Here is a 21,602-nt window from a genome sequence, read left to right as displayed (position 1 = left end):
GTATCAGTGTGGTTCCGCGATGCCCTGCATCCAGACGATGCCGATGTGGACGGCGATCAGTGCCGTCGTGATGAACGGGAGGAAGAACACGTGCAGGATGTACATCCGCTGTAGCGTGGCCTGCGAGAGGGTGAACCCCCCGAACATCAGCTGTGCGACCCACTCGCCGATGAGCGGGATGGACAGTGACATCTCGACGCCGATCTGGCCGGCCCAGAACGATAGCTGGCTCCACGGGAGCAGGTAGCCCGTGTACCCGAACACCAGCGTCAGCGAGATGAGGATGATGCCGATGAGCCAGTTGAGCTCACGGGGCTCCTTGTACGCGCCCGTGAAGTAGACGCGCAGCATGTGGAGGAACACCGCCGCGACCATGACCTGTGCGGCCCAGCGGTGGACCGAGCGCAGGAAGTACCCGAGGTTCAACTGGCCCATGATGAGCATCACCGAGTCATACGCGACGGTCGGCGACCCGTCGGCGGCCGCTGCGGCCGGGGCGTAGTAGAACCCGAGCAACGCGCCGGAGATGGCAGCCACAATGTACGCGATGGTGGAGAACGACCCGAGCGCGTACAGTGGGTACCAGTACCAGAACTTGTTGTCGAGGTTGTACTGCTCAGTGTGGCTCTTTGGCATCTGCATGTTGACCTTGTAGTACAGGTCCTCGAGAATCTCGAGGTAGTCAACGACGCGCAGGCGCTTATCGAGCCAGATGAGCGTGGTCAGGTATATCGATTCGAGTGGCGACAGCTCGCGCGATTCCATCCAGCCTTTGTGGTCGTGTTCGTCTTTGCGTTCTAAGCTCATGGGTTAGCCCTCCTGTGGCGGGCGTGGGAGCGCCACGAACTGTTTCTGGACCGGGCTGAACGGGTTGTACACCGACTGGTGGCACTGGCAGTAGATTCGGTCCTCGGCGCCGAAGTTCACGCTCCCTTCCTGTGTCTTGAAGCCGGGGACACAGCAGAAGTGCGTACACTTGTTGAGCCAGGCGATGAACCCGTCCTGTGTGGCCTCCGAGATGAAGCTCTGGACGCTGCTCGGGAGGTCACCGTACTTGCCCTCGCCGTTTGCCATCTTCTCGACTTCGACGGACCGGATCAGCTGTACCGGGACGCCGCCGCCCTCGCCGTCGCGCCAGTTGGCGCTCGCCGGTTTCCCGAGGCCGGACTTCCCGATGCCGTTGCCCCACTCCTGATAGTCCTCGAACATGTCGACGGTGAGCGGCGCGCCCTGTTCGATTTCGCCCTGCCAGGTGAACGACCCGGGACTGTTGAGGAAGGTGTTGTTTCGCTCGGCCTGCGGGTAGATACCCGAAGAACTCTGGATACCACAGTACTGGAACCAAGCCGAGGAGTAGTCGATGCCGCTACCGCCGAAGTCCCGAGCGATGGCGACGCCGGCTTCGGAGTCGAACTCGGGCCAGATGCCCTTCAGTTCGCCGCCGTCTATCTGGATGGGGATGATGGGCATCCCGCGCGGTGCCGGCCCGTCGGTGTTCTCCACACCGACGAACGTCGTCGTCCCGCCACCTTCGCCGGCGGCGTCCGTCGTCGCGTCGACGGCGGCGGCCCCACCGACACCGACGCTGGTGAGGGCCGCGCTGCCGACGACGCCCTTCACGAAACGACGCCGACCCGTCTCGGCTGGATACTTGTCTTCGTCTAGTGGCATATTACTTCTTGTAGTAGGGGTAGACTGCGCGTTTGATTGTCTCGACTAGCTGCTCTTCGTCTGCGAGCGTCTCGCCCTCGACGTCTTCCTGTCGGATGTAGAGGTCTTCCCACTTGCGACGGCGCTTCTTGACGATCATCACGTCCGGGAGGAACTCCTTGCGGTACAGAAGCATGATGAACGCCAGGTCCAGGAAGATTGCGGTCAGGACGCCACCGAGGAACATGTTGGCCTCGATGAGGCGAACGGTCAGCGACGTCCCGATACCGGACGCCCAGCCAATGAGCATCCCGTAGGTGAACAGCCCGACGAGTACGATCTGGATGACCGTCAGGAGGACGATGCCGACCGCCGCTGCGGTACTCTCGCGTGGCGGTTCGTACCGATGGATGTCGCCGTAGGTGGAGCCTTCGGATGCCATCAGTTGTTCCCTCCGCTGGTGTGTGGCGATTCACCGTACTTCAACTGGAAGAAGGTGAATATGAGCGGGATGATGACCGCCAGCCCGGCGCCGAAGCCGACGTAGTGGGGCTGAATCGGCACCCCTGCCTCGTGGGGGTTGACCTCCTTGGGTCCGCCGCCACCGATGGTCTGTGTGGGGTAGTCCTCCCCGACGACGATAGCGCCCTTCATCTGCAGCCCTTCGTGGGGGGCGCAGTAGTACGGGTAGATACCGTCGTTCTCGAACGTGTGTTCGTAGTTGACACCGGCGGACGCGACTGTCGATCCGGAATCCAGCGGGCCGTCACCGTCGGACTTGACGTTGTGGCCGCCGCCCTCGCCGGTCCACTCGAACTGGACGGTCGCGCCGTTGTCGACGTGAATCGCGGGCGGGCCGAACCCGTAGGCCCCGCCGTTCGCGTTGACACCGACCTCGACGGTGGCAGTGTCCTGTCCAGTCGCGTCGACAGTGCTCGTGGGGCCGGAGAAGTTCCCGACCTGATCGAGATAGCCGCCGTAGTCCGGTGCTGTCTGGCCGCCGTCACCGCCGCCCTCTTCCTGGGCAGCGGCTGTGCCGGCGGCACCGAGGGTGGCCGCAGCGCCTGCGGCACCCCCTGCAGTCCGGACGAACTCCCGCCTGTTCATGTACGTCCCGAAGTCAGGACTGTGTTTGTATAAACCCACCGGATACCGCCCGCAGGCACCGTCACACCGCGGCTTCGTCCGTCTCGTCGTTCTCCGAGTTCTCCCCTCCGTTCTTGGGGGCTAGCTCGGGAACGAAGTCGGGTCGCTCCCCGTCTTCGAGGCCGACCGCTCTGAGTCGGTCGCGGTACTCCTCGGCCCGAAACTTATCGGAGAGCCGAGCGTTCGCGACGGTGAAAAAGAGGACCAACGCGATGCCGACGAACGCCAGTCCGGCGACGAACAGAGCGACGATGTTTGCCCCCGGGCCGCCAACGACGCCCGCGACGGCGAGGACGCCACCGGCGAGGAGGCCGAGGCCGGCAAGCAACTGGGCGCCGGCGATGACCTGCAACATCCGGTTGCCGAGTTCGCCGCCGCCCTCCGGGACGGCTTCGGGTTCGGGGAGCGGGTTGTCGGGGACCGACTCGGGCACGTCGTATGAGTCCATCGAGCAGAGCGCGACGGTCGGCTTGACGTCCCGCAACACCGTCCCCTCGCCCTCGACGCTTCCGTCCGGATAGACGATGGCGTACCCTTCGTCGGAGTACGCGAGCACTCGCGGCGGGGTCTGGTGGCGCTCGATGCGCGCGAACACGTCGCGGGTCGAGACGCGGTTCCGGAGGTCCCGGGTCACTCGGTCGAGTAGTTCGTCGCCGGTTATCCACGAGTCCTCGTCGAAGGCGACGTCCCACTCCTCGGCGGTCATCTCGGCCATGTCGGCCGGGCCGAAGTCGTCGAAGTCGTACTTCTCCTCGACCTGTTTGCGGAGCGCCTCGGTGTCCACCTCGTCCATCTCCGCACGCTCGCTCGCCGCCCGAGCGGGCCGTGACCGGTCGGCGTCGCTGTCCGCGTCAGCGTCCGCCTCGGGCGACGTCGAGTCGGAGTCTGCCATTGGCGAGGATAGGGTTTCCTCCGACTTACGCCTTCTGACCTTCTGTATCCGGCACGTTTTAGCGCGCCCTGTCCTAACCCGGGATATGGTGTCGGACGGCGTCGTAGCTTCAGTCGCGCTCGTGTCGGTGACGCTGAGTTTCCCCTGTTTCGTCTACGGCGCGTACTACATCATCGAGACGGAACCGGTCACGTGGGACGTCCTGTTGCACCACCTGAAGTTCGTCGTCACCGGACTCGTCCTGACGACGGTACCGATGCTGGTCTGGATGGCGCCACGGTTGCCCGAGCAACTGGGGGGACTGTCGGCGGTCCACGCCTATCTCGGCTTGCAGGCCTACGCCCTCCTGCTGTTCGGCGGGACCGGTATCGTCCGCATCTTCCGGGCCAAACGGGAACACGACCTGTACAACGACTACGACGAGGACCTGTTGCTGGACGAAATCGGCGGCGACCAGATGAGCCACTGGCGCTCACGCCTCCGGATCGGCGTGTTCGGGTACGTCATCTTCTGGATGCTGGCGTACGTCGTCGGCGTCTCCCGGTACGTCCTGCGTTACGTCGTGTGAGATGGAGCGCTCGCCACCTCTTTTTGACGCCGCCGACCGCCGACACCGCGACGCTGTCGCAGGTCGTCGTTGGCACGGTGGCACTGTACACGCTCCTCGAGGACGTCGTCTCCATCGCTGGCGACTCGTAGTGTTTCTGTACGGAGCGTTCCCACAGCCCCAGATTCGCCGGCCGGACTCGTAGAAACGACGGTAGGTTGACAACAACGCCAGCCGAACTGTTAGGTGACGGCCCATGTACGACAGAATCCTCTTTCCGACGGACGGGAGCCCGGGTGCTAAAGCGGCGATGAACCAGACTATCGACCTCGCGTCGCTGTGCGGGGCGACGGTCCACGTGCTCTACGTGGCCGACAGCGAGAACGAAGTTTCGCACATGGTGATGCGCGACGACGACACCGGCTTCTCCGGGATGGTCAAACCCGACGAGATCGAGCGCGAGTCGGGGATGACCGAGACGGGAAGCGGCAGGATGGACGAGCTAGAGGCGGCAGGGACGAAACTCGTCGCTGCGGCGGCCGACGTGTTCGCGGACCACGACGTCGAGACGGTCACGTCGGTCCGTCGCGGAAACCCGTATCGGGCTATCATCGACTACGCCGAGGACGCCGACGTCGATCTCGTCGTGATGCCGACCCACGGCCGACGCGGTATCGACCGGTTCCTGCTGGGGAGCGTCACCGAGAAAGTCGTCCGGAGCGCCGACGTCCCGGTCCTGACTGTCCGTCTGCAAGAGGGGTCGGAAGACTCCTAATCCCCGGCCCAGAGAGCGCTAGTTCCACGCCTCGCCAGAGGCGAGGTCGACGTCGCTGTCGCCCTTCTCCGAGGGGCAGATGTCGGCCAGCACGCACTCACCACACTCGGCAGACCGAGCGCCACACACCGCTCGCCCGTGGTCGATGAGCAGGTGGGTGAACTGCTGCCACTCCGACTCGGGCACCACGTCGAGTAAGTCCTGCTCGATGGCTTCGGGCCGCTCTTTTTCGGTCAATCCGAGACGGCGCGAAAGCCGCTGGACGTGCGTGTCGACCACGATGCCCTCGACGACGTCGTGGCCGTGTTGCAAGACGACGTTGGCCGTCTTGCGGCCGACGCCCGGCAGGTCGGTCAGCGCCGACATCTCGTCGGGTACCTCGCCGTCGTGTTCGGCGACGATTTTCTCACCGATGCCCTTGAGGTAGCCACCCTTGTTGTTGTGGAACGTGATGCCGTAGATGTCGTCGGCCAGTTCGTCCTCGCTTGCCGCGGCGTAGTCCTCCGGGGTCCGGTACTTCTCGAAGAGGTCTTTCGTGACCTCGTTCACTCGCTCGTCGGTACACTGTGCCGAGAGGACGACGGCGACGAGCAGTTCCAACCGGTTCGAGTAGTTCAGCGAGATGGTCGAGTCGGGGTACTCCCCGTGGAGTCGCTCGACGACTGCCTCGGCCTGTGCCTCGCGACTCGCCAGCGGTGTTCCCATGGTACCACGACGGGACGGCCCACTCTTTGGGCTATCGTTCGCGGCAGGCCGGTGTGGGGCTCCGTGTCACCGCAGCGAAACGTTGTTGCCCGATACCACCGATGTGGGGCGTATGCCCGGCCCAGCCTTCCTCCACGGCGAGGACGTGACGCTGCACGTCGTCGAAGACGCCGACGTCGACTTCCTCTGTGCGACTATCAACGACCCAGCGGTCCGCGCGGGACTCGCCTTCGCCCGCCCGAAGACCGCACAGGCAGAGCGCGAGTGGGTCGACTCCGTCGCCGACCCCGACGCCGACGACGTGCACCTCCTGATCTGTGCCGACGGCGACCCGGTCGGTACCGTGGGTCTGGACGGCGTCGACGAACGGGCCGGCATCGGCGAACTCGGGTACTACGTCGCTGCCGACGCGTGGGGAAACGGCTACGCCACCGACGCGGCACGGACCCTCGCCGACTACGCCTTCACCGAACTGCGTCTGCACCGGATACAGGCGAAGGCCTTCGCCGGTAACGCGGCCTCGAAGCGGGTCCTCGAAAAGGTCGGGTTCGAGCGAGAGGGCGTGCTTCGGGACCACTGGTACCGCGATGGCACCCACGAGGACGTCCACGTCTACGGCCTCCTCGAACCGGAGTGGCGGGACTAGAGCGACGCGACGGCGTCCTGCACCGGACCGATGTCCGGCGGCGCGTCCGACGGCCGCTCCGGGTCGTCGGCCCACGCGAACCGGACTCGACAGGTCGCGTCGACGAGGAACGCCGATCGTCGCGTGCTGCCGTCGGGTCGCTGGACGCCGAACTGGGCGTCGACGCCCGAGTGGTCCACCAGCAACGGGAACGGGAGGTCGAGGTCCGCGGCGAACGCCCGATGGTCGTCCAGCGTGCCGGGCGCGACGCCGAAGACGGCGATAGCGTCGGTCAGCGACCCCCAGTCGGTGTCACGGAGGGCTTCGAGATAGGTGGTACAGGCCGGCGCGAAGTCCTCGGTGTAGAACGCGACGACCACGGGGACCTGCTCGCTCGCGGCGGAGAGACGGTACGAACCGACCCCGGCACCGGCAGTGCCGTCGAGGTCGAAGTCCGGTGCCGGGTCACCTGCGTCGAGCATACCGGCCGGACGCACGGCGGCGAAAAAAGCCTACGGGCGGGTGGCGCTCGGTCCGCCGACAGCGGTCGCTCGTCGGCGTCACGATAACGGAGGACAATCAGGGTCGGTAGTCGGGCCGCACGGTTCTCAGTCGGCCATCGTCTCGGCGCCTTTCGCCGTGTCGGCCTCCTCGACCGGGGTCGCTAGCTTGTAGGCCGCGTACAGGCCCAGCACGACCAGTCCGGCGAGGACGAGGCCAGTCCGAAGCGCGGGGTCGACCATCGGCGTCGCCACGATTTCGCCCGCGTCGTTCGTCACTGGGGCCGCCCCGTAGGGCGGGCCGGCGAGTATCTCCACGATGCCCAATCCGACGATGCCCAGCAGCATCAGTCCGCCGCTCAGTGCCATTGCCGCCTTGTCGATTATGTCAGTCATGGTTTTGTCACCTCGTTAGCCGAGTATGTACCGGAGTTTGGGGTGGCGCTCTACGAACGCCAGTTTCTCGACGATGGCGTCGAGGCCGTAGTACCGGCCGGCGCCGACGACCATCATCGTGGCGAACAGCAGCAGGCCCATCAGGTCGCCGTTGACCAGGCCGTGCCCGAAGCCCGCGTTGCCGACCCAGAACAGGACCATGAAGATGACCCCGCCGAAGGCCGCCAGTCGGGTCAGGGCGCCGACCATCAGGGCCAGCCCGATGAGCGTCTCGAACAGCGGGACGCCCGGCGCGATGAGCCACGCGAGGTTGTTGCCCATCCAGACCGGGATGGGGCCCAGCGCGGTGCCGGTCATCTGCTGCATGTAGGCCGGCCCGTAGCTGAAGGCCAGACCGTCCTCGATGAGTTTGGTCACGCCGGCGTGGAAGAACCACCATCCGGTGACCACTCGCAGGAACGCCAGCCAGTACGCCGTCAACGGCCCGTCCAGTGCGAGTTCGAACTCGTCGGCCAGGGGGTTGGTTGCTTGATAGGACATCGTTACCTCACATATAGACGTCCGCATGCTATACTGATATAATCAGAAGTGCGTTCCCACCGACTGAAAACGGTTCTGAGCGGCTGAGAATGGTGAATTGCGGATGGTCGGTGACACGGCCCCGTTCGGTTACGGGTTTTTATGCCGAACGTGGGTGGGACCGCTCGACACCCCACCGTGAGGTTCAACACACCGACTCGACTACCCTCCATCGAGATGGTACTGGAGTTGGAGGGTGCGTACACGACGGCGCGTGTGATGGTCGAGGACGAGTCGCTGGTCGAGGCCGGCTGTCGCGACCAGATCCAGCGTCTCGTCGATCACCCGGCGTTCACCGAACCGGTTCGCGTGATGCCCGACACCCACTGGGGTGCCGGTGCGCCCATCGGCTTTACGATGCCGCTGGGTGACCGCATCGTCCCCAACATCGTCGGCGTCGACGTGGGGTGTGGGATGGCGGCGACGAACATCGGTCCGGACCTGCCGCTGTCTGACGCCGAGCGAGAGCGCCGCGTCCGCGAGGGTGTCCCGATGGGACGAGACGTCCACGACTACGACGACGCCCCGCACCTCGTCGACGAATTCCCGTTCGAGCGAGCCAACCGCGTGTTCGAGCAGTTCGACGACGCCTTCGCCGAGCGGTTCGGCGAGCGCGTCGACCCCATCGAGTTCGACTTCGACGGCTACGACGGCGAGTACTTCGAGTCGCTGTGTGACCGCGTCCTCGCGGATCAGCGACAGGGGATGGGACACGTCATCCAGAGCGCCGGGACGCTCGGCGGCGGGAACCACTTCGTGGAGTTCGCACGCGCACGCGAGAGCGGTGACTACTGGGTGGTCGTCCACAGTGGCTCGCGCTATCTGGGGAAGTCCGTCGCCGAGTATTGGCAGTCGAAAGCCACGGACCGCCGCGCCATCGGCGCTATCCGCGAGCGGATTCCCGACCAGTACGCCGAGTTCCTGAAGTTCGACCCCCAGACGGTGAGCGACCCGGACCTCTACGAGTGGGTCACGGGCGGGAAGGGCGAGTCCCACATCCGAAAGAACCGACTCCGCCGGGAACTCGACGGAAGCGACATCGAAGACGCCTTCGACGCACTGGGGTCGCTCGGCCCGCACGTGGGTGGGGACGACGAGGGCCGCGACAGTGACCTCGATTGGTTGGAGGGGCGGGAGGCCCACGGCTACTACGTCGACATGCTGTTCGCCCAGCAGTACGCCCGCTGGAACCGCGAGTTGATGAGCGACGCCATCTGCGAGGCGCTGGGCGTCGACCCGGCCGACCGGTTCCAGAGCATTCACAACTACGTCGACTTCCGCGACCTGACCATCCGGAAGGGTGCGACCCCGGCCCGCGAGGGCCAGCGACTCGTCGTCCCGTTCAACATGGCCGAGGGGTCCGTCCTCGCCCGGGGGAAGGGCAACGACGCGTACCACCAGACGGCCCCGCACGGCGCGGGGCGGGTGATGAGTCGGAGCGAGGCCCACGACGTGGTCGATATGGACGACTTCGCCGACGCGATGGCCGACGTCTACTCCGAGTCCGTCGTCGAGAGCGTCCGCGACGAGGCGCCGATGGCTTACAAGGACGCTCGGCGAATCGTCGACGCCCTCGAACCGACCGCGGCGGTCGTGGAGTGGTTAGACGCCGTCCACAATCTGAAAGCAACGTCCTGACAGTCCTGTTAGCCAGCCGAAAACTACTATGCTGTCTCGACTCGTGCACTCGCATATGACCATCCTCGTGGCCGTCGCCAACGACGCAGTGTCCGAGGAGGTCCTCGACACCGCCGTCAAACTCGGTGAGGCGTTCGATGCGGAACTGTACGTCGTTCACCTGCTGGACGACCAACTCGCCGACGCGGAGGCCAAACAGGTGCGAGACATGCTCCGAAATCGTCTCGCAGACGAGACAGTGGTCGCGACGGTGGCGCTGGAACACGTCGGCCGGTCGAACGCTCGTGAGGGGACCCGTATCGGACAGGAACTGCTGGAAGTCGCGGCAGACGTCGACATCACCCACATCGTCATGGGCCACGAACCGAAGGGGCTCAGGGGGCGACTCGCGTCCGGCGACGCCGCCTTCTCGGTCGTCGACGCGGCGTCGGTGCCGGTCACTATCGTCCCGAATACGGGCGCGTGACTCACGCACCCGCCGACGAGATACGGGACCTACTCTGACGTCGCTCGTCGCTCTCGCATCGACTCGGAGAGTTTATCGAGACCGAGCGTCGCCAGAAAGAACGCGACGCCGAGATACAGGAGCGTCTGCGGTTCTGCGGCGAACCGACTGAGGAGGCTGTTCCCGTACCCGATGAGTGTCGTGAGAAAGCCCAGTAGCGACGTCGTCCAGCCGAGTCCGGTGACCCCCGCGAGTTGGTCGAGGGTGTCCGCGTTCGGCAGTGGCAGGTTCGGCAGGTCCATGCTGTGGTAGGTTACGCCTTCCGTCATAGGCGTTCCTCTTGTGGGAACTTACCGGAAACCGGCAGCAGGCAAGCCGATAGTATCCGGCCGCAACTGGGGCCCACTAGAGGCCCAACTCGCGACCGAGGACCAGTCGCTGAATCTCGCTGGTCCCTTCGCCGATCTCCATCAGTTTGGCGTCGCGATAGAACCGCTGTGGTGCGAAGTCGGTGGTGTAGCCGTACCCGCCCAGCACTTGCACGGCGTCCTCGGCGACTTCCCGACAGATTTCGCTCGCGTCGAGTTTCGCGACCGACGAGATGCGCGTCGTGTCCTCGCCCTCGTCGTACATCGTCGCGGCCTTCTGGGTCAGCAGTCGCGCGCGCTCTATCTTGCGGTCCATCTCGACTATCTTGTCCCGCACGGCGTCGAACTTCGAGATGGGCTGGCCGAACTGCTCGCGTTCGGTGGCGTAGGACTTCGCGGCCTCGAACGCGCCCTGTGCCAGCCCCACCGAGAGCGCGGCGATGGAGATGCGACCCCCGTTGAGCGTCTCGAGCGTCTGGTCCCAGCCGTCGCCTGCCTCGCCGAGCAGGCGGTCCTCGGGTATCCGGCAGTCGTCGAACAGCAGTTCGCAGGTGGGCGAGGCGTTCAGCCCCATCTTCTCCCACTCCGTCGTGACCTCCCAGCCGTCGTCCTCGGGGCCGACGACGAACGTCGAGATGCCGTCGTAGCCGGCGCCGGGGTCCGTGACGGCCTTCACGAGGACGGACCCGGCGACAGAGGCGTTGGTGATGAACTGTTTGGTCCCGTTTAGCACCCACTCGTCGCCGTCTCTCTCGGCCGTCGTGTCCATGTCGCTGGCGTCGCTGCCGCTCCCGGGTTCGGTCAGCGCCCACGAACCGAGGTGGTCGCCGGTCGCCAGCGGTTCGAGCCAGCGCTCCTTCTGGGCGTCGGTGCCGAACAGTTCGATGGGCTTCGACCCCAGCGAGACGTGGGCGGCGTAGGAGAGGCCGATAGAGCCGGAGACTCGGCCCAGTTCCTCACAGACCAGCGCGTACATCAACTGATCGCCGCCGAGTCCGCCCCACTCCTCGGAGATGGGGACGCCCATCACGTCTAACTGGGCGAGTTCGTCGAACACCTCGGCGGGGAATCGGTGTTCGTCCTCGATGTCCTGTGCGATGGGCGCTATCTCCTCGTCACAGAACTCCCGGACCGAGTCTCGAATCATCCGATGTTCCGCTGGGAGGGTGAAGTCCATGCCACCGGGTACGTATCCTGCCATCAAATACCATGGGGGGCACAAACCCTATCTGCCCGCCCCGCTTCCGTCCTGACGATGGCGTTTCGACGACTCCTCCGGGGAACGGTCCCGTGGGACCAACTGGAGGGCGTCGCCCGTGCGGTGCTGGAGCGGTACGACGAACCGTCGGGTCGCGTGGTGTTTCTGGACGCCGACAACTGGCTCTCGACGCCCTTCGTCGTCTCCGACCGCTGGTTCGTGAAGGTCATCACCGAGCAGAACTCGCTGGTCCACGCGCTCCTGACGACCGGCCGGAACCTCGGTGCGTTCTCCTCTGGCACCGAGGGCTTCTTCGAGCACTTCGGGACGCCGGCCCAGATGGCCGACCACGAACTCGACGCGACCGAGCGGATGCGCGAACTGGGTGTGAACGCCCCCGAACCCATCGAAGCCTTCGAGTACGAGGGGATGGGCGTCCTCGTCTTCGAGTACCTGCGGGACTTCCAGACGCTCGACGAGTCGTCGACCGAGACTATCGACCGCCACGCGGAGACGGTGTTCGACTACCTCCACCGGATGCACGAGGCCGGCCTCGCTCACGGCGACTTCCGGTGTGAGAATGTCCTCGTCGCCGACGGCGCGGTGTACTTCATCGACGCGACCAGCGTCCGCGAGGACGCTATCGACGACGCGAGAGCGTACGACCTCGCCTGCGCGCTGGGTGCGCTGGAACCGCTGATCGGCGCTCGCCGGGTCGTCCACGCGGCGGCACAATACTACTCGGCCGACGAACTGCTCGGCGCCGAGGAGTTCCTCGACTTCGTGAACCTCCGCCCGGACCACGACTTCGACGCGGCCGCCATCCGCGGCGCCGTCGAACAGCGGGCTAACTGACCTGCTTTTGGGACCGGGCCGTGACGCCGATGCCCGCGAGTATGACGACACCGCCGACGAGCGTCCACGGACCGGGTATCTCGGCGAGCACTAACAGCGCCAGCAGCGCGCTTCCGACGGGTTCGCCCAGCAGCGAGACGCTCACGAGACTCGACTCGACGTGACCTAGCGCCCAGTTCAACACGGTGTGACCGAACAGACCCGGCCCGACGGCCATCAGGAAGAACAGGAGCCACTCACGGGGCGGGTACGCAAAGACCGGGTGGCCGCTGCCGACGACGAAGACGAGCAAGCAGACGGCGGCGACGGCGTAGACGACAGTGACGTACGGGAGCAAGGGGAATCGCTGGCGGAGCGACCGCCCTGCGAGCACGTAGGCGGCGGCCATCACCCCGCCGACGAGTGCCAGCGCGTTCCCGTACAGCGGGTTCGCGCCGACGCCACCGCCGCCGAGCAGTTCGCCGAGCGACATCACGACGATGCCGGCGACGGCCAGCAGGATACCGGCCGTCGTCCCCCGCGTGACGCGTTCGTCGAGCAGCGCCCACGCCCCGAGTGCCACGAACAGCGGTTGTGACTGGACGAGCGTCACGGAGGCGGCCACGCTCGTCCACGCGAGGCTCTCGAACCACGTCGCGAAGTGGACCGCGAGCGCCACGCCAGTCGCCGCGGCGGCGACCACGTCACGCGGCGCAAGCCGTCCGAACGCGCCGGGGTCGTGTACCACCGCCAGCGGCGCGACTATGAGCGTCGTGATGACGACCCGGTGGAGCGCCGCGACGCTGGCGGGGGCGTCGCTCGCTCGGACCAGAATCGCGCTGGTACTGACCGCGAGGACGGCGACGACGAGGGCGATTCGGGGGTCTATCTCCGGGTCGCTCACTCGGCGTCGTCCGGGGTGTCGAAGTCGTGGAAGTGCTCGCCCTCCTCCTTCGAGAGGATGTCCAGTGCGGCGGCGCCGCCGTCTCCCGCCGAGATGATGGCCTGCCACTCCTGGTCGCGGACCATCGCGCCAGTGGCGTAGGCGCCGTCGACGCTCGTCTCCATCGAGACGGTCACGTCTACCACGTCGCCGTCGAACGTACAGCCCAGTTCCTCCGCCAGCGACCGGTCGGTGCCCGTCGCGAGGACGAGATACGCCGCCTCTGTCTCGCCGTCCTCGGTGGTGGCGACGAATCCGCCGTCGGACTGCTCGACGCCCGTCACCTCGCCGTCGCGTCGGTCGACGCCGAACCCTTCGACCTGTTCGCGGGCGTCTTCGAGGAACGCCTCGCCGTCCTTCGACTCGATACCGAGGTAGTTGAACAGGTGTGCACTGTGAAGCCACGTCTCGTCGGTGTCGTAGACCACCGTGTCGAGACCGTTCTTGGCAGTGAACAGTGCGGCGCTCAGGCCGGCGGGGCCGCCGCCGACGACCAGTACGTCCGTCATGTGTGTCAGTGAGTCACAGCGGTGGATAAATGTACGCCCGTGGATGGTCGGTACGCGACCGTGCCGGAGCGACGCTACAAACGCCGCTTGACCCATCTGAAGGCTTATTCCCCGATTCGTCCAGCATACAGACATGAACCGACGACGATACCTCGCCGGCATCGGCGGCGGGCTCGCGGCGCTGGTCGGTGCCACGGCAGTCGCGGACGCGACCAGAGCGGACATCGCCGCGGACGGGGCCCTCCACCGGCCTAGCGGTGCCCCGGTCGAGACGACGAAGACTGTCGACGCCGACGCAGTCACGTACCTCCCCGACCGTGACGCCGTTCGCGAGGACGGCGGGACCGAACCCTTCGGTGAATGGGTCCGCTGGACGGCGTTCGAACACGCCGCCGAGAGAGTCGTTCCGACCGTCGAGGACCGACTCGACGAACCTGACGCCGGCCTCGGTCGGGGGATACGCAGCCTCGTGTTCGGACTCGTCGTCACCGTCGACTACGGTACCACGCGGAATCGTGACGGTGAGGTCGTGAGCGAACCGACCGTTCCACTCGACCGGGTGCTGTCGGTCGCCCCCCGAACGGTGACCGTGACCGTCGAACTCGACGGCCGGTCTACGGTTCGTGAGGTCCCGGTCGCCGTCGAGGAGACGGCGACGCAGTATCTGGACGGTTAGGCTTCGAGCAACGCCCGAGTCTCCCGGTGTCGGTACCGGAACATCGGTTCCATCCCGAGAAAGCCCAGCGGCCCCGCGACACGTCCGAGCGGTCCGCCGGGGAGTTCGTACTCCACCCGGTCGTGGACGATGGTCGCGTCGTCGCCGTCGGCCCGGAACCGGTGGGTGTGCTCCCACTCGGGGAACGGTCCCTCGGTCATCACGTCGCGGAACATCGCTTCGTCCTCGCCCTCGTCGCGGGCGACGATTTCGGAGACCCAGCGCTGGCGCGGCGCGACGCCGAACGGCTTGACCGAGGAGACGACGACCGACCCCGGTTCCAGTACCTCGGGGTCTGGTTCCCCGTCCGGCCCGCGCGTCTCCTCGACCCTGAGGTGCATCCAGTCCGGAGTGAGGGCCACGAGGCCGTCGGCCGTCGAGTGAAACTCCCAGACTTCCGACAGCGGCGCCGACACGCGGACCTCTCGCTCGAAGACGGGCATACCGGGGCTTGGGGCGACACGGGGAAAACTGCGGCGGTGCCAGACACTGCGTCGAGAGGCGGCCGATCAGGGCCAGATGCCGCCTTCTTCGGCCGCGTCGACGACCCGCTCGATGGCGACGACGTACATCGCCGTTCGGAAGTTCGGCGCGTCGGTGCGCTCGTAGGTATCGACGAGGTCGCGAAACGCCGTCGTGATGATCCGCTCCAGTTCGTCGTTGACGCGGCTCTCGTCCCAGTAGAACCGCTGGCGGTTCTGGACCCACTCGAAGTACGACACCGTCACGCCGCCAGCGTTGGCGAGGATGTCGGGGAAGACGACCACGTCACGCTCCGAGAGGACGTCGTCGGCCCGGGGCGTCAGCGGGCCGTTGGCTGCTTCGACGATTATGTCGGCCTGTACGTCGGTGGCGACCGTCTCGTCGATTGCGTTCTCCAGTGCCGCCGGAATCAGCAGGTTGACGTCCATCGTCAGGAGGGCTTCGTTGCTCAGTTCCTCGGTCGCCCCCTCGAACCCGGCGAGGGACCCGGTTTCGGTCTTGTGGGCTTTCGCTGCGCGGGCGTCGAACCCGTCGGGATTGTAGACGGCCCCAGAGGAGTCAGAGACGGCGACGACGTTCGCACCCAGATCGTCGATGAGTTTCGCGGCGACGGACCCGGCGTTGCCGTACCCTTGCACGGCGACGGTGGCGTTTTCGACGTCCTTGCCGAGGTACTCGAACGCCTCGCGGGTCGTCAGCATCACCGAGCGACCCGTGGCCTCGACCCGGCCAGCGCTCCCGCCGGACTCGGGCGCCTTCCCGGTGATGACGCCGGGTTCGGTCGTGTTCTCTAACGTCTCGTAGGTGTCCTTTATCCAGTTCATCTCCCGCTGGCCGGTGTTGACGTCGGGCGCGGGGATGTCCTTGTTCTCGCCGATGATGGGCCGGAGTTCCTTCGCGAACGACCGCGTGATGCGTTCGACTTCGCTGTCGGAGTACTCGCGCGGATCGAACTTGATGCCGCCTTTCCCGCCGCCGTAGGGGATGTTGACGGCGGCGCACTTGTACACCATCCACCCGGAGAGGGCTTTCACTTCGTCGCGGGACACCTGCGGGTGATACCGAATCCCGCCTTTGTACGGGCCGCGGTCGCCGTTGAACTGCGAGCGGAAGGCCCTGAACACCTCGACCGAACCGTCGTCCATCTCGACGGAGAGGCTCGTTTCGAGGACGCGTTCGGGGTGTTTCAGGCGTTCGAGAACGTCCGTGGAGTACTCGAGGTAGGCGGCGGCGTCGTCGATCTGCTCTTGTAAGCTCTCGAACGGGTTCACCTCGTCAGACATACGTACTCCGTCGAAGAGTGGCGACAAAAGGGTGCCGCCGGCCATGGTCGGCGCCCGCCTTCGTGGGAACCAGACTACTGTGACCGGTCGACGCCCGCTCGTTCGAGGACGCGCTCGGCCTGTCGAATCTGCGGGGCGTCTATCATCTCGCCGTCGACGACGAAGACGCCCCCGTCGGCTTCGTCGCGGGCGCGTAGAATCCGCTCGGCCCACGCGACCCTGTCGTCGTCGGGCGTGAACACGTCGTTGACGACCGTCGCCTGCGCGGGATGGATGGCGAGTTTTCCGTCGTACCCCAACTGGAGCGCCCGGCGGGCGTCCCGACGGAGGCCCGCGTCGTCGGTGAAGTTGGGAAAGTGCGTGTCGATGGGCGTCACGCCGGCCGCCCGTGCCGCGAGGACGACGTGTTGACGGGCGTGGGAGACTTCGCTACGGTCCTCGCTCCCCGTCGCACCGATGTCCCCGGCGAGGTCCTCGGCCCCGAACACCAGCGCGTCCGTCGCCTCGACGGCCGCGATAGCCTCGGCGTGGAGGATCCCCGCCGCGGATTCGACGAGGGCGAGTATCGGGCAGTCGACGTCGGCCTCCTCGAGGAGGTCGGCCAGCAACTCGACGTCCTCGGCGTTCCGAGTCTTCGGGAGCATCACGCTGTCCGGTGCTGGCCCGGCGAGGACGACGGCGAGGTCGTCGGCCGCCCCCGAGCCGACGGGGTTGACCCGGACACAGACCTCACAGTCGGCCGGCAGTACCTCGGCGAGTGCGTCGCGGACGGTCTCGCGGGCGGCGGGTTTGGCGTCGGGGACGACGGCGTCTTCGAGGTCGAAGACGACCACGTCGGCGTCGCTACGCGGTGCCTTCCGTAGCTTCTCTGGCTCGTCGCCGGGGGAGAACAGGACGCTTCTGCGGGGCATACGCTCTCGTTTGGCGCCCCGGTCCGTAAGTGTCGGCGCTGGTGGTGCCCGGCGCGACACTCTCACTTCGGTCGCCGCTCCGACCACCCGGAGATCGTCCCGGTGTAGGCGGCCTGAAACACCACCAGTACCGCGACCCCGAACACGATTCCGGTTCCAAGCGCCGTGAGGACCGACGCCGGGACGGTGATGGTCCGTACAGTCACCCAGACGCCGACGGCGAAGAGGGCGATACCGGCGGCCACGGCGCGGCGCCCGAGTCTGGGCGCTCGCTGGCGAAGTCGCCGTCCGACCGACGACTGCGCCACCGGCCCGGCGACGGCGACGGTCACGGCGAAGGCTCCCCCGAGGGCCACCCACGAGACAGCATCGCTCTCGTAGATAGTGAGGGCCGTCGACACGGACGCGAGGGCGGTCACGATGACCTGGTCCCACGTCGGCGGAGCCTCGGGGAGCCATCCAGCGACAATCGAGCGGAGGGACACCTTCGAAAATTCCGGTCCAGTGACTAAGAAAGTAGGCCATCGTTCACCGCCCCACAGCCTAAGGGACCGGCGGGCGTCGGCCACCACATGGGCGGCCTGTACTACGAGGAGTTCACCGAAGGCGAGACCATCGACCACGCGAAGCGACGGACGATAAGCGAGAGCGACAACCAGCGCTTCTGTGACCTGACGATGAACCAGCAACCGCTCCACTTAGACGCCGAGTTCGCCGCCGAGACGCAGTTCGGCGAGCGCCTCGTCAACGGCCTCTACACGATGTCGCTGGCCGTGGGCCTGACGATTCCCGACACGACGGACGGCACCATCGTCGCGAACCTCTCGTACGACGACGTGGAGCATCCCTCGCCGGTGTTCCACGGCGACACGCTCCGCGCCGAGACGACGGTGACCGAGAAGCGACTGACCAGCGACGAGGAACGTGGCGTCGTCACCATGCGGGTCGACGTGTACAAGCAGGACGACACGCTGGTGTGTTCCTTCGAGCGAACGGCCCTCGTCCAGCGCGCCGAGGACTGACGATGACCGTGCCCGACCGCCGGCGACTCGCCACGTTCGGCCTCACGCTCGCAGGTCTGGCGGCGGCCCTCGTCGCCGTCTCGCTGAGCACCGGCGTCCGGATGGTCGCGTTGGCACCGGCGTACATGTTCACGCCGATGGTCGCCGGCCTCGTCGCCACGCTCACGTCGGGCCTCGCGCCGGGGGCCGTCGGACTGCGCGTCGGTCGCCGCCGGTGGCTAGCCGTCGCGGCGCTGCTGGCGCTGCCCCTCGTCGGACTGACGCTGGCGCTCTCGGTAGCCGTCCCGGGCATCGCCTTCGATCCGAGCGCCGACGCGCTTCCCGGTATCGCACTCCCGGGCGGCGTCGCGGGCGTCCTCGTTACCTTCGGCCTCGTCCTCGCGCTGGGCACCACCGTCAACGCCGTGTTCGCCTTCGGCGAGGAGTTCGGCTGGCGGGGCTATCTCCTGTGGGAACTCGCGCCGCTGGGGTTCTGGAAGGCGTCGGGCGTCATCGGCGCGCTCTGGGGGCTCTGGCACGCCCCTATCATCCTCGACGGGTACAACTTCCCCTCGTTTCCGGTCCTCGGCGTCGGCATGATGGTCGTGGCCTGCGTGGCGTTCTCGCCGCTGTACACCTACGTCGTTCTCCGTGCCGAATCTGTGCTGGCCGCGGCGCTGTTCCACGGCGTGTTCAACGGCTCCGCCGGACTCGTGGTCGTCTACGCCGTCACAGAACGACCCGTGTTGAACGAACTCGTCGCCAGTCCGGTCGGCCTCGCGGGTGCGCTGGCGTTCGGGTTGGCGACGGCGGTGGTCGGGGTCCGCGGGACGCCCGACTTGACTCGGGGAGCTCTCGGGAGCGAGTGAGTCGGTCCGAGCGGTTTTCTCTCCGGCGCTCCTCGAATCGAGTATGGCCGCCACACGCGCTTCCGAACTCGCAGAGAGGCTGGATCCGGACGCCGTCGCCCGCGTCGTCTCGGCACGATGTTGGTGCTCGCTGGCGTCCACAAACTCCTCGCGCCGGACGTATGGGCGGCGTACGTGGTGGACTGGCTGGCTCCGTTGCTCCTCGTCACTCCGGTTCAGTTCATGCTGATCAACGGCGTCCTCGAAATCGGGTTCGGCGCGGTGTTGGTCGCCGACCGCTACACGCTGGCCGCGGCGGCGGTGGCGGCCGTCTCGCTGGCCGCGACGGCCGCGTACCTCGCCGTCGTCGGCGTCACGGAGGGCGGCCTGTTCGTCGACGTGATGATACGCGACGTGGGCCTGACGGCGCTCGCGTCGGCGGTGCTGGTGCGGTCACTGGCACCGTCTTCGTGAGGCGGCGATACGAGTGCCGACGGGAGGTATATATGGTAGAACAGCCAACAAGACACATGACACTCAGTGCCAGAAACTCCCTCCGAGGAACCGTGACGGCCGTCGAGATGGACGGCGTGATGGCCGAAGTCGTGGTCGAACTCGACGACGGCCAGACGGTGACGTCGACGATCACTCGCGACTCCGCGGAGCGACTCGATCTCGTTCCGGGCGACGAGATCAGCGCCGTCGTGAAGGCCAGTGACGTGATGATCGACGCCGAGTGAGGCATCAGAGGACGGTTCCGTGTTTCTTCTCGGGGCGGTCTTTTTCGACGGTTTCGTACATCTCGAAGCGGGCGGCCAGTTCCGCCCGCAGGTCGCTGGGGGGGACGATTTCGTCGATGACGACTTCGCTCGCCATCCGGTGGACGTCGATGTCCTCGCGGTACTCTTCGCGGAGTTCCCGTTCGCGTTCGGCTCGTTTCTCCGGGTCGTCGATGGCGTCGAGTTTGTTCGCGTAGACGGCGTTGATAGCCGCTTCGGGACCCATAATCGCGATTTCACCGCTCGGGAGCGCGAGCGTCGCCTCCGGGTCGTAGGCCGGCCCGGACATGGCGTAGATGCCCGCGCCGTAGGCCTTTCGGACGACGACACACTGCTTCGGGACGGTGGCCGAAGACGTTGCGTAGATCATCTTCTTGCCGGCCTCCAGAATCCCCTCTTTCTCGACGCCCGACCCGGCCATGAACCCCGGCGTATCGCAGAGATAGAGGAGCGGGACGTTGTAGGCGTCACACTTCCAGACGAACTCGGCGGCTTTGCGGGCCGAGTCCGGGAAGATAGCGCCCGCACGCTGGGCCGGTTGGTTGGCGACGATACCGACCGAGCGGCCGTCGATGCGGGCGAACCCGGTCAGAACCTCCCTGCCGTACTCGGGCTGGAGTTCGAAGAAGGAGTCCCCGTCGACCACTCGCTCGATGACCCGATGCATGTCGTACCCCTTGTTTGGCTCCGTCGGGACGACGCCGTCCAGTCCCTCGGGGGACTTCGCTGGCGCGACGGTCTCCGCACTCGGCGGTTTCTGCTCGGCGTTGTCCGGCAGATAGGTGACGAGGTCCGCGACCAGTTCGCGGGCGTGTTCCTCGTCGTCGGCCACGAGGTCGGCGCTGCCAGAGTGTCGGGCGTGGACGTCGGGGCCCCCCAGCGTTTCGAGGTCGATGTCCTCGCCGGTGACCATCTCGACCATCCGCGGGGAAGCGATAGCCAGTGCGCTCATCCCGCGGACCATCACGGTGAAATCCGAGAACACCGGGGTGTAGGCCGCACCGGCGATACAGGGGCCGTACAGCACGCATATCTGCGGGACGGCGCCGGAGAGGATGGAGTGGTTGTAGTAGAACTTCCCGATGCCCTCGCGGTTGGCGAAAAAGCCCCGTTGCTGGTCGATGCGACCGCCCGAGGAGTCGACGAGGTAGAGCGCGGGCCGCCCGGTCTTGAGGGCGCGTTGCTGGAGGCGGAGGAACTTCTCGACGCCGCGCTCGGCCACCGAGCCCGCTTTGACAGTGAAGTCGTTGGCGGCGACGTGGACCCTGCGGCCGTCCAGCGTCGCCGCGCCGGTGAGCATCCCGTCGGCGGGGAGGCGAGTACCGTCGTCGTACTCCTCGACTTCTGGGCTGTCGGCGTGCCACGCGTCGAAGTTGGCGAACCGGCCGTCTTCGAAGTCCAGTCCGTCCTCGCCGAACCAGAGTTCGAGTCGGTCGCGGACGAACAGTTTGCCCTGTTCGGCGAGGCGCTCGCGGTACTTCTCCGGGCCGCCGCGCTCGATATCCGCTATCTCCTCGCGGAGTCGCTCCTCGCGCTCGGTGGGGCTGGCCTCGTCGGCGTCGCCGCTGTCGTCGGTCCCCGCGTCGTCCGTGTCGGCTTCGGCGACCGATTCGACGAACGTGGGGTCGTCGCTGTCGCCGACGTACACTTCGACTCGCTCCCCGACGTGTTCGGCGACGGCGGCGGCGATGGCCGACGCCTCGTCGCGGCTCGCGTCTGCGGCGATACGAACCTTCATACCGTGTCCCACGGCCCCAGGGGTCACAGTCCTTGCCCCGCTCGCGGCTCGATTATCATCGCTCGTAATGTCGCCGGTCGATTGATAACCGGTC

29 protein-coding genes and 1 pseudogene are annotated in these 21,602 nt (G+C 66.5%); 12 read left to right on the top strand and 18 right to left on the bottom strand.

All coding sequences use genetic code 11. The features are described from left to right. Positions 1–3 precede the first annotated feature (3 nt). The 5 genes from NDI85_RS05075 to NDI85_RS05055 all read right to left on the bottom strand — a co-directional run bounded on the left by NDI85_RS05075 (position 4) and on the right by NDI85_RS05055 (position 3,688). Positions 4–807 carry a cytochrome bc complex cytochrome b subunit gene (locus NDI85_RS05075; protein WP_188994058.1) on the bottom strand — a complete coding sequence of 268 codons (804 nt, stop codon included), beginning with the start codon at positions 805–807 and terminating at the stop codon, positions 4–6. A gap of 3 nt (positions 808–810) precedes the next feature. Continuing rightward, positions 811–1,671, bottom strand: a complete 861-nt coding sequence (locus NDI85_RS05070; protein ID WP_188994060.1) for a ubiquinol-cytochrome c reductase iron-sulfur subunit — start codon at positions 1,669–1,671, stop codon at positions 811–813. 1 nt (position 1,672) lies between these two features. Beyond that, positions 1,673–2,092 (bottom strand): hypothetical protein, encoded by a 420-nt coding sequence (locus NDI85_RS05065; protein ID WP_188994062.1) that lies wholly within the window; start codon positions 2,090–2,092, stop codon positions 1,673–1,675. Then, positions 2,092–2,757, bottom strand: coding sequence for a halocyanin domain-containing protein (locus NDI85_RS05060; RefSeq protein ID WP_188994064.1), 666 nt, complete (start codon positions 2,755–2,757; stop codon positions 2,092–2,094). Before NDI85_RS05060 ends, NDI85_RS05065 begins: the two co-directional genes overlap by 1 nt. A 61-nt stretch (positions 2,758–2,818) precedes the next feature. Beyond that, complete coding sequence (locus NDI85_RS05055; protein WP_396275502.1) at positions 2,819–3,688, bottom strand: hypothetical protein; 870 nt, start codon at positions 3,686–3,688, stop codon at positions 2,819–2,821. A gap of 85 nt (positions 3,689–3,773) precedes the next feature. On the opposite strand from NDI85_RS05055, the gene NDI85_RS05050 reads away from it, so the two are divergent. The 3 genes from NDI85_RS05050 to NDI85_RS05040 all read left to right on the top strand — a co-directional run bounded on the left by NDI85_RS05050 (position 3,774) and on the right by NDI85_RS05040 (position 5,010). Next, complete coding sequence (locus NDI85_RS05050) at positions 3,774–4,256, top strand: hypothetical protein (RefSeq protein ID WP_188994068.1); 483 nt, start codon at positions 3,774–3,776, stop codon at positions 4,254–4,256. Beyond that, positions 4,253–4,387 carry a hypothetical protein gene (locus NDI85_RS05045; protein ID WP_310915137.1) on the top strand — a complete coding sequence of 45 codons (135 nt, stop codon included), beginning with the start codon at positions 4,253–4,255 and terminating at the stop codon, positions 4,385–4,387. The genes NDI85_RS05050 and NDI85_RS05045 overlap by 4 nt, the downstream gene beginning before the upstream one ends. 104 nt (positions 4,388–4,491) lie before the next feature. Beyond that, entirely contained in the window at positions 4,492–5,010 is a 519-nt protein-coding gene (locus NDI85_RS05040) for a universal stress protein (protein WP_188994070.1), read from the top strand. An 18-nt stretch (positions 5,011–5,028) separates the two neighbouring features. Here NDI85_RS05040 and nth read toward each other — a convergent pair whose 3' ends face one another. Beyond that, on the bottom strand, positions 5,029–5,715 hold the full coding sequence (gene nth, locus NDI85_RS05035; RefSeq protein WP_188994072.1) for an endonuclease III: 687 nt from the start codon (positions 5,713–5,715) through the stop codon (positions 5,029–5,031). A 112-nt stretch (positions 5,716–5,827) separates the two neighbouring features. On the opposite strand from nth, the gene NDI85_RS05030 reads away from it, so the two are divergent. Beyond that, positions 5,828–6,361 (top strand): GNAT family protein, encoded by a 534-nt coding sequence (locus tag NDI85_RS05030; RefSeq protein ID WP_310915134.1) that lies wholly within the window; start codon positions 5,828–5,830, stop codon positions 6,359–6,361. Here NDI85_RS05030 and NDI85_RS05025 read toward each other — a convergent pair. From NDI85_RS05025 to NDI85_RS05015, 3 genes are all read right to left on the bottom strand, one after another. Then, positions 6,358–6,822: a redoxin domain-containing protein gene (locus NDI85_RS05025; RefSeq protein WP_310915132.1), complete on the bottom strand. Its 465-nt coding sequence runs from the start codon at positions 6,820–6,822 to the stop codon at positions 6,358–6,360. The two genes, NDI85_RS05030 and NDI85_RS05025, sit on opposite strands and share 4 nt — an antisense overlap. Positions 6,823–6,948: 126 nt before the next feature. Continuing rightward, a complete protein-coding gene (locus NDI85_RS05020; RefSeq protein WP_310915131.1) occupies positions 6,949–7,236 on the bottom strand; it encodes a hypothetical protein in 288 nt (95 codons plus the stop codon). A gap of 15 nt (positions 7,237–7,251) precedes the next feature. Next, entirely contained in the window at positions 7,252–7,776 is a 525-nt protein-coding gene (locus tag NDI85_RS05015; RefSeq protein ID WP_188994081.1) for a DoxX family protein, read from the bottom strand. Positions 7,777–7,992: 216 nt separating this feature from the next. Here NDI85_RS05015 and NDI85_RS05010 point away from each other — a divergent pair, with 216 nt between their 5' ends. Continuing rightward, the gene (locus NDI85_RS05010; RefSeq protein WP_310915130.1) at positions 7,993–9,453 is read left to right on the top strand and encodes an RtcB family protein; all 1,461 of its coding nucleotides are present in this window, start codon (positions 7,993–7,995) and stop codon (positions 9,451–9,453) included. A gap of 55 nt (positions 9,454–9,508) precedes the next feature. Then, a complete protein-coding gene (locus tag NDI85_RS05005; RefSeq protein ID WP_310915129.1) occupies positions 9,509–9,919 on the top strand; it encodes a universal stress protein in 411 nt (136 codons plus the stop codon). Between the two features lie 29 nt (positions 9,920–9,948). Here the strand turns inward: NDI85_RS05005 and NDI85_RS05000 are convergent, their stop codons facing one another. Continuing rightward, the gene (locus NDI85_RS05000) at positions 9,949–10,227 is read right to left on the bottom strand and encodes a hypothetical protein (RefSeq protein ID WP_220639368.1); all 279 of its coding nucleotides are present in this window, start codon (positions 10,225–10,227) and stop codon (positions 9,949–9,951) included. A gap of 76 nt (positions 10,228–10,303) precedes the next feature. Next, a complete protein-coding gene (locus tag NDI85_RS04995) occupies positions 10,304–11,443 on the bottom strand; it encodes an acyl-CoA dehydrogenase family protein (RefSeq protein ID WP_310915127.1) in 1,140 nt (379 codons plus the stop codon). Between the two features lie 78 nt (positions 11,444–11,521). Between NDI85_RS04995 and NDI85_RS04990 the strand changes: the two genes are divergently transcribed. Further along, a complete protein-coding gene (locus NDI85_RS04990) occupies positions 11,522–12,319 on the top strand; it encodes an RIO1 family regulatory kinase/ATPase (RefSeq protein WP_188994090.1) in 798 nt (265 codons plus the stop codon). Here the strand turns inward: NDI85_RS04990 and NDI85_RS04985 are convergent. Both NDI85_RS04985 and NDI85_RS04980 read right to left on the bottom strand, forming a co-directional pair. Then, positions 12,312–13,202, bottom strand: a complete 891-nt coding sequence (locus NDI85_RS04985) for a DMT family transporter (RefSeq protein WP_188994092.1) — start codon at positions 13,200–13,202, stop codon at positions 12,312–12,314. The genes NDI85_RS04990 and NDI85_RS04985 overlap by 8 nt on opposite strands. Continuing rightward, complete coding sequence (locus tag NDI85_RS04980; protein ID WP_188994094.1) at positions 13,199–13,750, bottom strand: NAD(P)/FAD-dependent oxidoreductase; 552 nt, start codon at positions 13,748–13,750, stop codon at positions 13,199–13,201. The genes NDI85_RS04985 and NDI85_RS04980 overlap by 4 nt, the downstream gene beginning before the upstream one ends. A gap of 133 nt (positions 13,751–13,883) precedes the next feature. Here NDI85_RS04980 and NDI85_RS04975 point away from each other — a divergent pair, with 133 nt between their 5' ends. After that, positions 13,884–14,426, top strand: coding sequence for a hypothetical protein (locus tag NDI85_RS04975; protein ID WP_310915125.1), 543 nt, complete (start codon positions 13,884–13,886; stop codon positions 14,424–14,426). Here NDI85_RS04975 and NDI85_RS04970 read toward each other — a convergent pair. The 4 genes from NDI85_RS04970 to NDI85_RS04955 all read right to left on the bottom strand — a co-directional run bounded on the left by NDI85_RS04970 (position 14,423) and on the right by NDI85_RS04955 (position 17,627). Further along, on the bottom strand, positions 14,423–14,908 hold the full coding sequence (locus NDI85_RS04970; RefSeq protein WP_188994098.1) for an SRPBCC family protein: 486 nt from the start codon (positions 14,906–14,908) through the stop codon (positions 14,423–14,425). The genes NDI85_RS04975 and NDI85_RS04970 overlap by 4 nt on opposite strands. A gap of 66 nt (positions 14,909–14,974) precedes the next feature. Beyond that, positions 14,975–16,231: a Glu/Leu/Phe/Val dehydrogenase gene (locus NDI85_RS04965; protein ID WP_310915123.1), complete on the bottom strand. Its 1,257-nt coding sequence runs from the start codon at positions 16,229–16,231 to the stop codon at positions 14,975–14,977. A 74-nt stretch (positions 16,232–16,305) separates the two neighbouring features. Beyond that, a complete protein-coding gene (locus NDI85_RS04960) occupies positions 16,306–17,142 on the bottom strand; it encodes a CoA ester lyase (RefSeq protein ID WP_310915122.1) in 837 nt (278 codons plus the stop codon). A gap of 62 nt (positions 17,143–17,204) precedes the next feature. Further along, positions 17,205–17,627, bottom strand: a complete 423-nt coding sequence (locus NDI85_RS04955) for a hypothetical protein (protein ID WP_188994104.1) — start codon at positions 17,625–17,627, stop codon at positions 17,205–17,207. A gap of 87 nt (positions 17,628–17,714) precedes the next feature. On the opposite strand from NDI85_RS04955, the gene NDI85_RS04950 reads away from it, so the two are divergent. The 4 genes and pseudogenes from NDI85_RS04950 to NDI85_RS04935 all read left to right on the top strand — a co-directional run bounded on the left by NDI85_RS04950 (position 17,715) and on the right by NDI85_RS04935 (position 19,731). After that, positions 17,715–18,164: a MaoC family dehydratase gene (locus NDI85_RS04950; protein WP_188994106.1), complete on the top strand. Its 450-nt coding sequence runs from the start codon at positions 17,715–17,717 to the stop codon at positions 18,162–18,164. A 2-nt stretch (positions 18,165–18,166) separates the two neighbouring features. Further along, positions 18,167–19,012, top strand: a complete 846-nt coding sequence (locus tag NDI85_RS04945; RefSeq protein ID WP_188994108.1) for a CPBP family intramembrane glutamic endopeptidase — start codon at positions 18,167–18,169, stop codon at positions 19,010–19,012. Positions 19,013–19,055: 43 nt separating this feature from the next. Beyond that, a pseudogene (locus NDI85_RS04940) lies at positions 19,056–19,465 on the top strand (DoxX family membrane protein). A gap of 56 nt (positions 19,466–19,521) precedes the next feature. After that, a complete protein-coding gene (locus NDI85_RS04935) occupies positions 19,522–19,731 on the top strand; it encodes a TOBE domain-containing protein (protein WP_310915118.1) in 210 nt (69 codons plus the stop codon). Positions 19,732–19,735: 4 nt separating this feature from the next. Here NDI85_RS04935 and NDI85_RS04930 read toward each other — a convergent pair whose 3' ends face one another. Further along, the gene (locus NDI85_RS04930; RefSeq protein ID WP_310915116.1) at positions 19,736–21,508 is read right to left on the bottom strand and encodes an acyl-CoA carboxylase subunit beta; all 1,773 of its coding nucleotides are present in this window, start codon (positions 21,506–21,508) and stop codon (positions 19,736–19,738) included. Positions 21,509–21,602 lie beyond the last annotated feature (94 nt).

This window comes from Haloarcula sp. S1AR25-4 (assembly GCF_031624555.1).
GTDB lineage: Archaea > Halobacteriota > Halobacteria > Halobacteriales > Haloarculaceae > Haloarcula > Haloarcula pellucida.
This window is presented reverse-complemented; position numbering and strand designations above follow the sequence as displayed.

Coding starts and splice junctions, on each gene's coding strand:
- NDI85_RS05060 (WP_188994064.1), bottom strand. CDS start 2,757: ATGAACAGGCGGGAGTTCGTCCGGACTGCAGGGGGTGCCGCAGGCGCT.
- NDI85_RS04970 (WP_188994098.1), bottom strand. CDS start 14,908: ATGCCCGTCTTCGAGCGAGAGGTCCGCGTGTCGGCGCCGCTGTCGGAA.
- NDI85_RS05050 (WP_188994068.1), top strand. CDS start 3,774: ATGGTGTCGGACGGCGTCGTAGCTTCAGTCGCGCTCGTGTCGGTGACG.
- NDI85_RS04930 (WP_310915116.1), bottom strand. CDS start 21,508: ATGAAGGTTCGTATCGCCGCAGACGCGAGCCGCGACGAGGCGTCGGCC.
- NDI85_RS04945 (WP_188994108.1), top strand. CDS start 18,167: ATGACCGTGCCCGACCGCCGGCGACTCGCCACGTTCGGCCTCACGCTC.
- NDI85_RS05070 (WP_188994060.1), bottom strand. CDS start 1,671: ATGCCACTAGACGAAGACAAGTATCCAGCCGAGACGGGTCGGCGTCGT.
- NDI85_RS05040 (WP_188994070.1), top strand. CDS start 4,492: ATGTACGACAGAATCCTCTTTCCGACGGACGGGAGCCCGGGTGCTAAA.
- NDI85_RS04995 (WP_310915127.1), bottom strand. CDS start 11,443: ATGGACTTCACCCTCCCAGCGGAACATCGGATGATTCGAGACTCGGTC.
- NDI85_RS05055 (WP_396275502.1), bottom strand. CDS start 3,688: ATGGCAGACTCCGACTCGACGTCGCCCGAGGCGGACGCTGACGCGGAC.
- NDI85_RS04980 (WP_188994094.1), bottom strand. CDS start 13,750: ATGACGGACGTACTGGTCGTCGGCGGCGGCCCCGCCGGCCTGAGCGCC.
- NDI85_RS04960 (WP_310915122.1), bottom strand. CDS start 17,142: ATGCCCCGCAGAAGCGTCCTGTTCTCCCCCGGCGACGAGCCAGAGAAG.
- NDI85_RS05010 (WP_310915130.1), top strand. CDS start 7,993: ATGGTACTGGAGTTGGAGGGTGCGTACACGACGGCGCGTGTGATGGTC.
- nth (WP_188994072.1), bottom strand. CDS start 5,715: ATGGGAACACCGCTGGCGAGTCGCGAGGCACAGGCCGAGGCAGTCGTC.
- NDI85_RS05065 (WP_188994062.1), bottom strand. CDS start 2,092: ATGGCATCCGAAGGCTCCACCTACGGCGACATCCATCGGTACGAACCG.
- NDI85_RS04975 (WP_310915125.1), top strand. CDS start 13,884: ATGAACCGACGACGATACCTCGCCGGCATCGGCGGCGGGCTCGCGGCG.
- NDI85_RS04935 (WP_310915118.1), top strand. CDS start 19,522: ATGACACTCAGTGCCAGAAACTCCCTCCGAGGAACCGTGACGGCCGTC.
- NDI85_RS05005 (WP_310915129.1), top strand. CDS start 9,509: ATGACCATCCTCGTGGCCGTCGCCAACGACGCAGTGTCCGAGGAGGTC.
- NDI85_RS05030 (WP_310915134.1), top strand. CDS start 5,828: ATGCCCGGCCCAGCCTTCCTCCACGGCGAGGACGTGACGCTGCACGTC.
- NDI85_RS04965 (WP_310915123.1), bottom strand. CDS start 16,231: ATGTCTGACGAGGTGAACCCGTTCGAGAGCTTACAAGAGCAGATCGAC.
- NDI85_RS05015 (WP_188994081.1), bottom strand. CDS start 7,776: ATGTCCTATCAAGCAACCAACCCCCTGGCCGACGAGTTCGAACTCGCA.
- NDI85_RS05075 (WP_188994058.1), bottom strand. CDS start 807: ATGAGCTTAGAACGCAAAGACGAACACGACCACAAAGGCTGGATGGAA.
- NDI85_RS05000 (WP_220639368.1), bottom strand. CDS start 10,227: ATGACGGAAGGCGTAACCTACCACAGCATGGACCTGCCGAACCTGCCA.
- NDI85_RS05020 (WP_310915131.1), bottom strand. CDS start 7,236: ATGACTGACATAATCGACAAGGCGGCAATGGCACTGAGCGGCGGACTG.
- NDI85_RS05025 (WP_310915132.1), bottom strand. CDS start 6,822: ATGCTCGACGCAGGTGACCCGGCACCGGACTTCGACCTCGACGGCACT.
- NDI85_RS04950 (WP_188994106.1), top strand. CDS start 17,715: ATGGGCGGCCTGTACTACGAGGAGTTCACCGAAGGCGAGACCATCGAC.
- NDI85_RS04990 (WP_188994090.1), top strand. CDS start 11,522: ATGGCGTTTCGACGACTCCTCCGGGGAACGGTCCCGTGGGACCAACTG.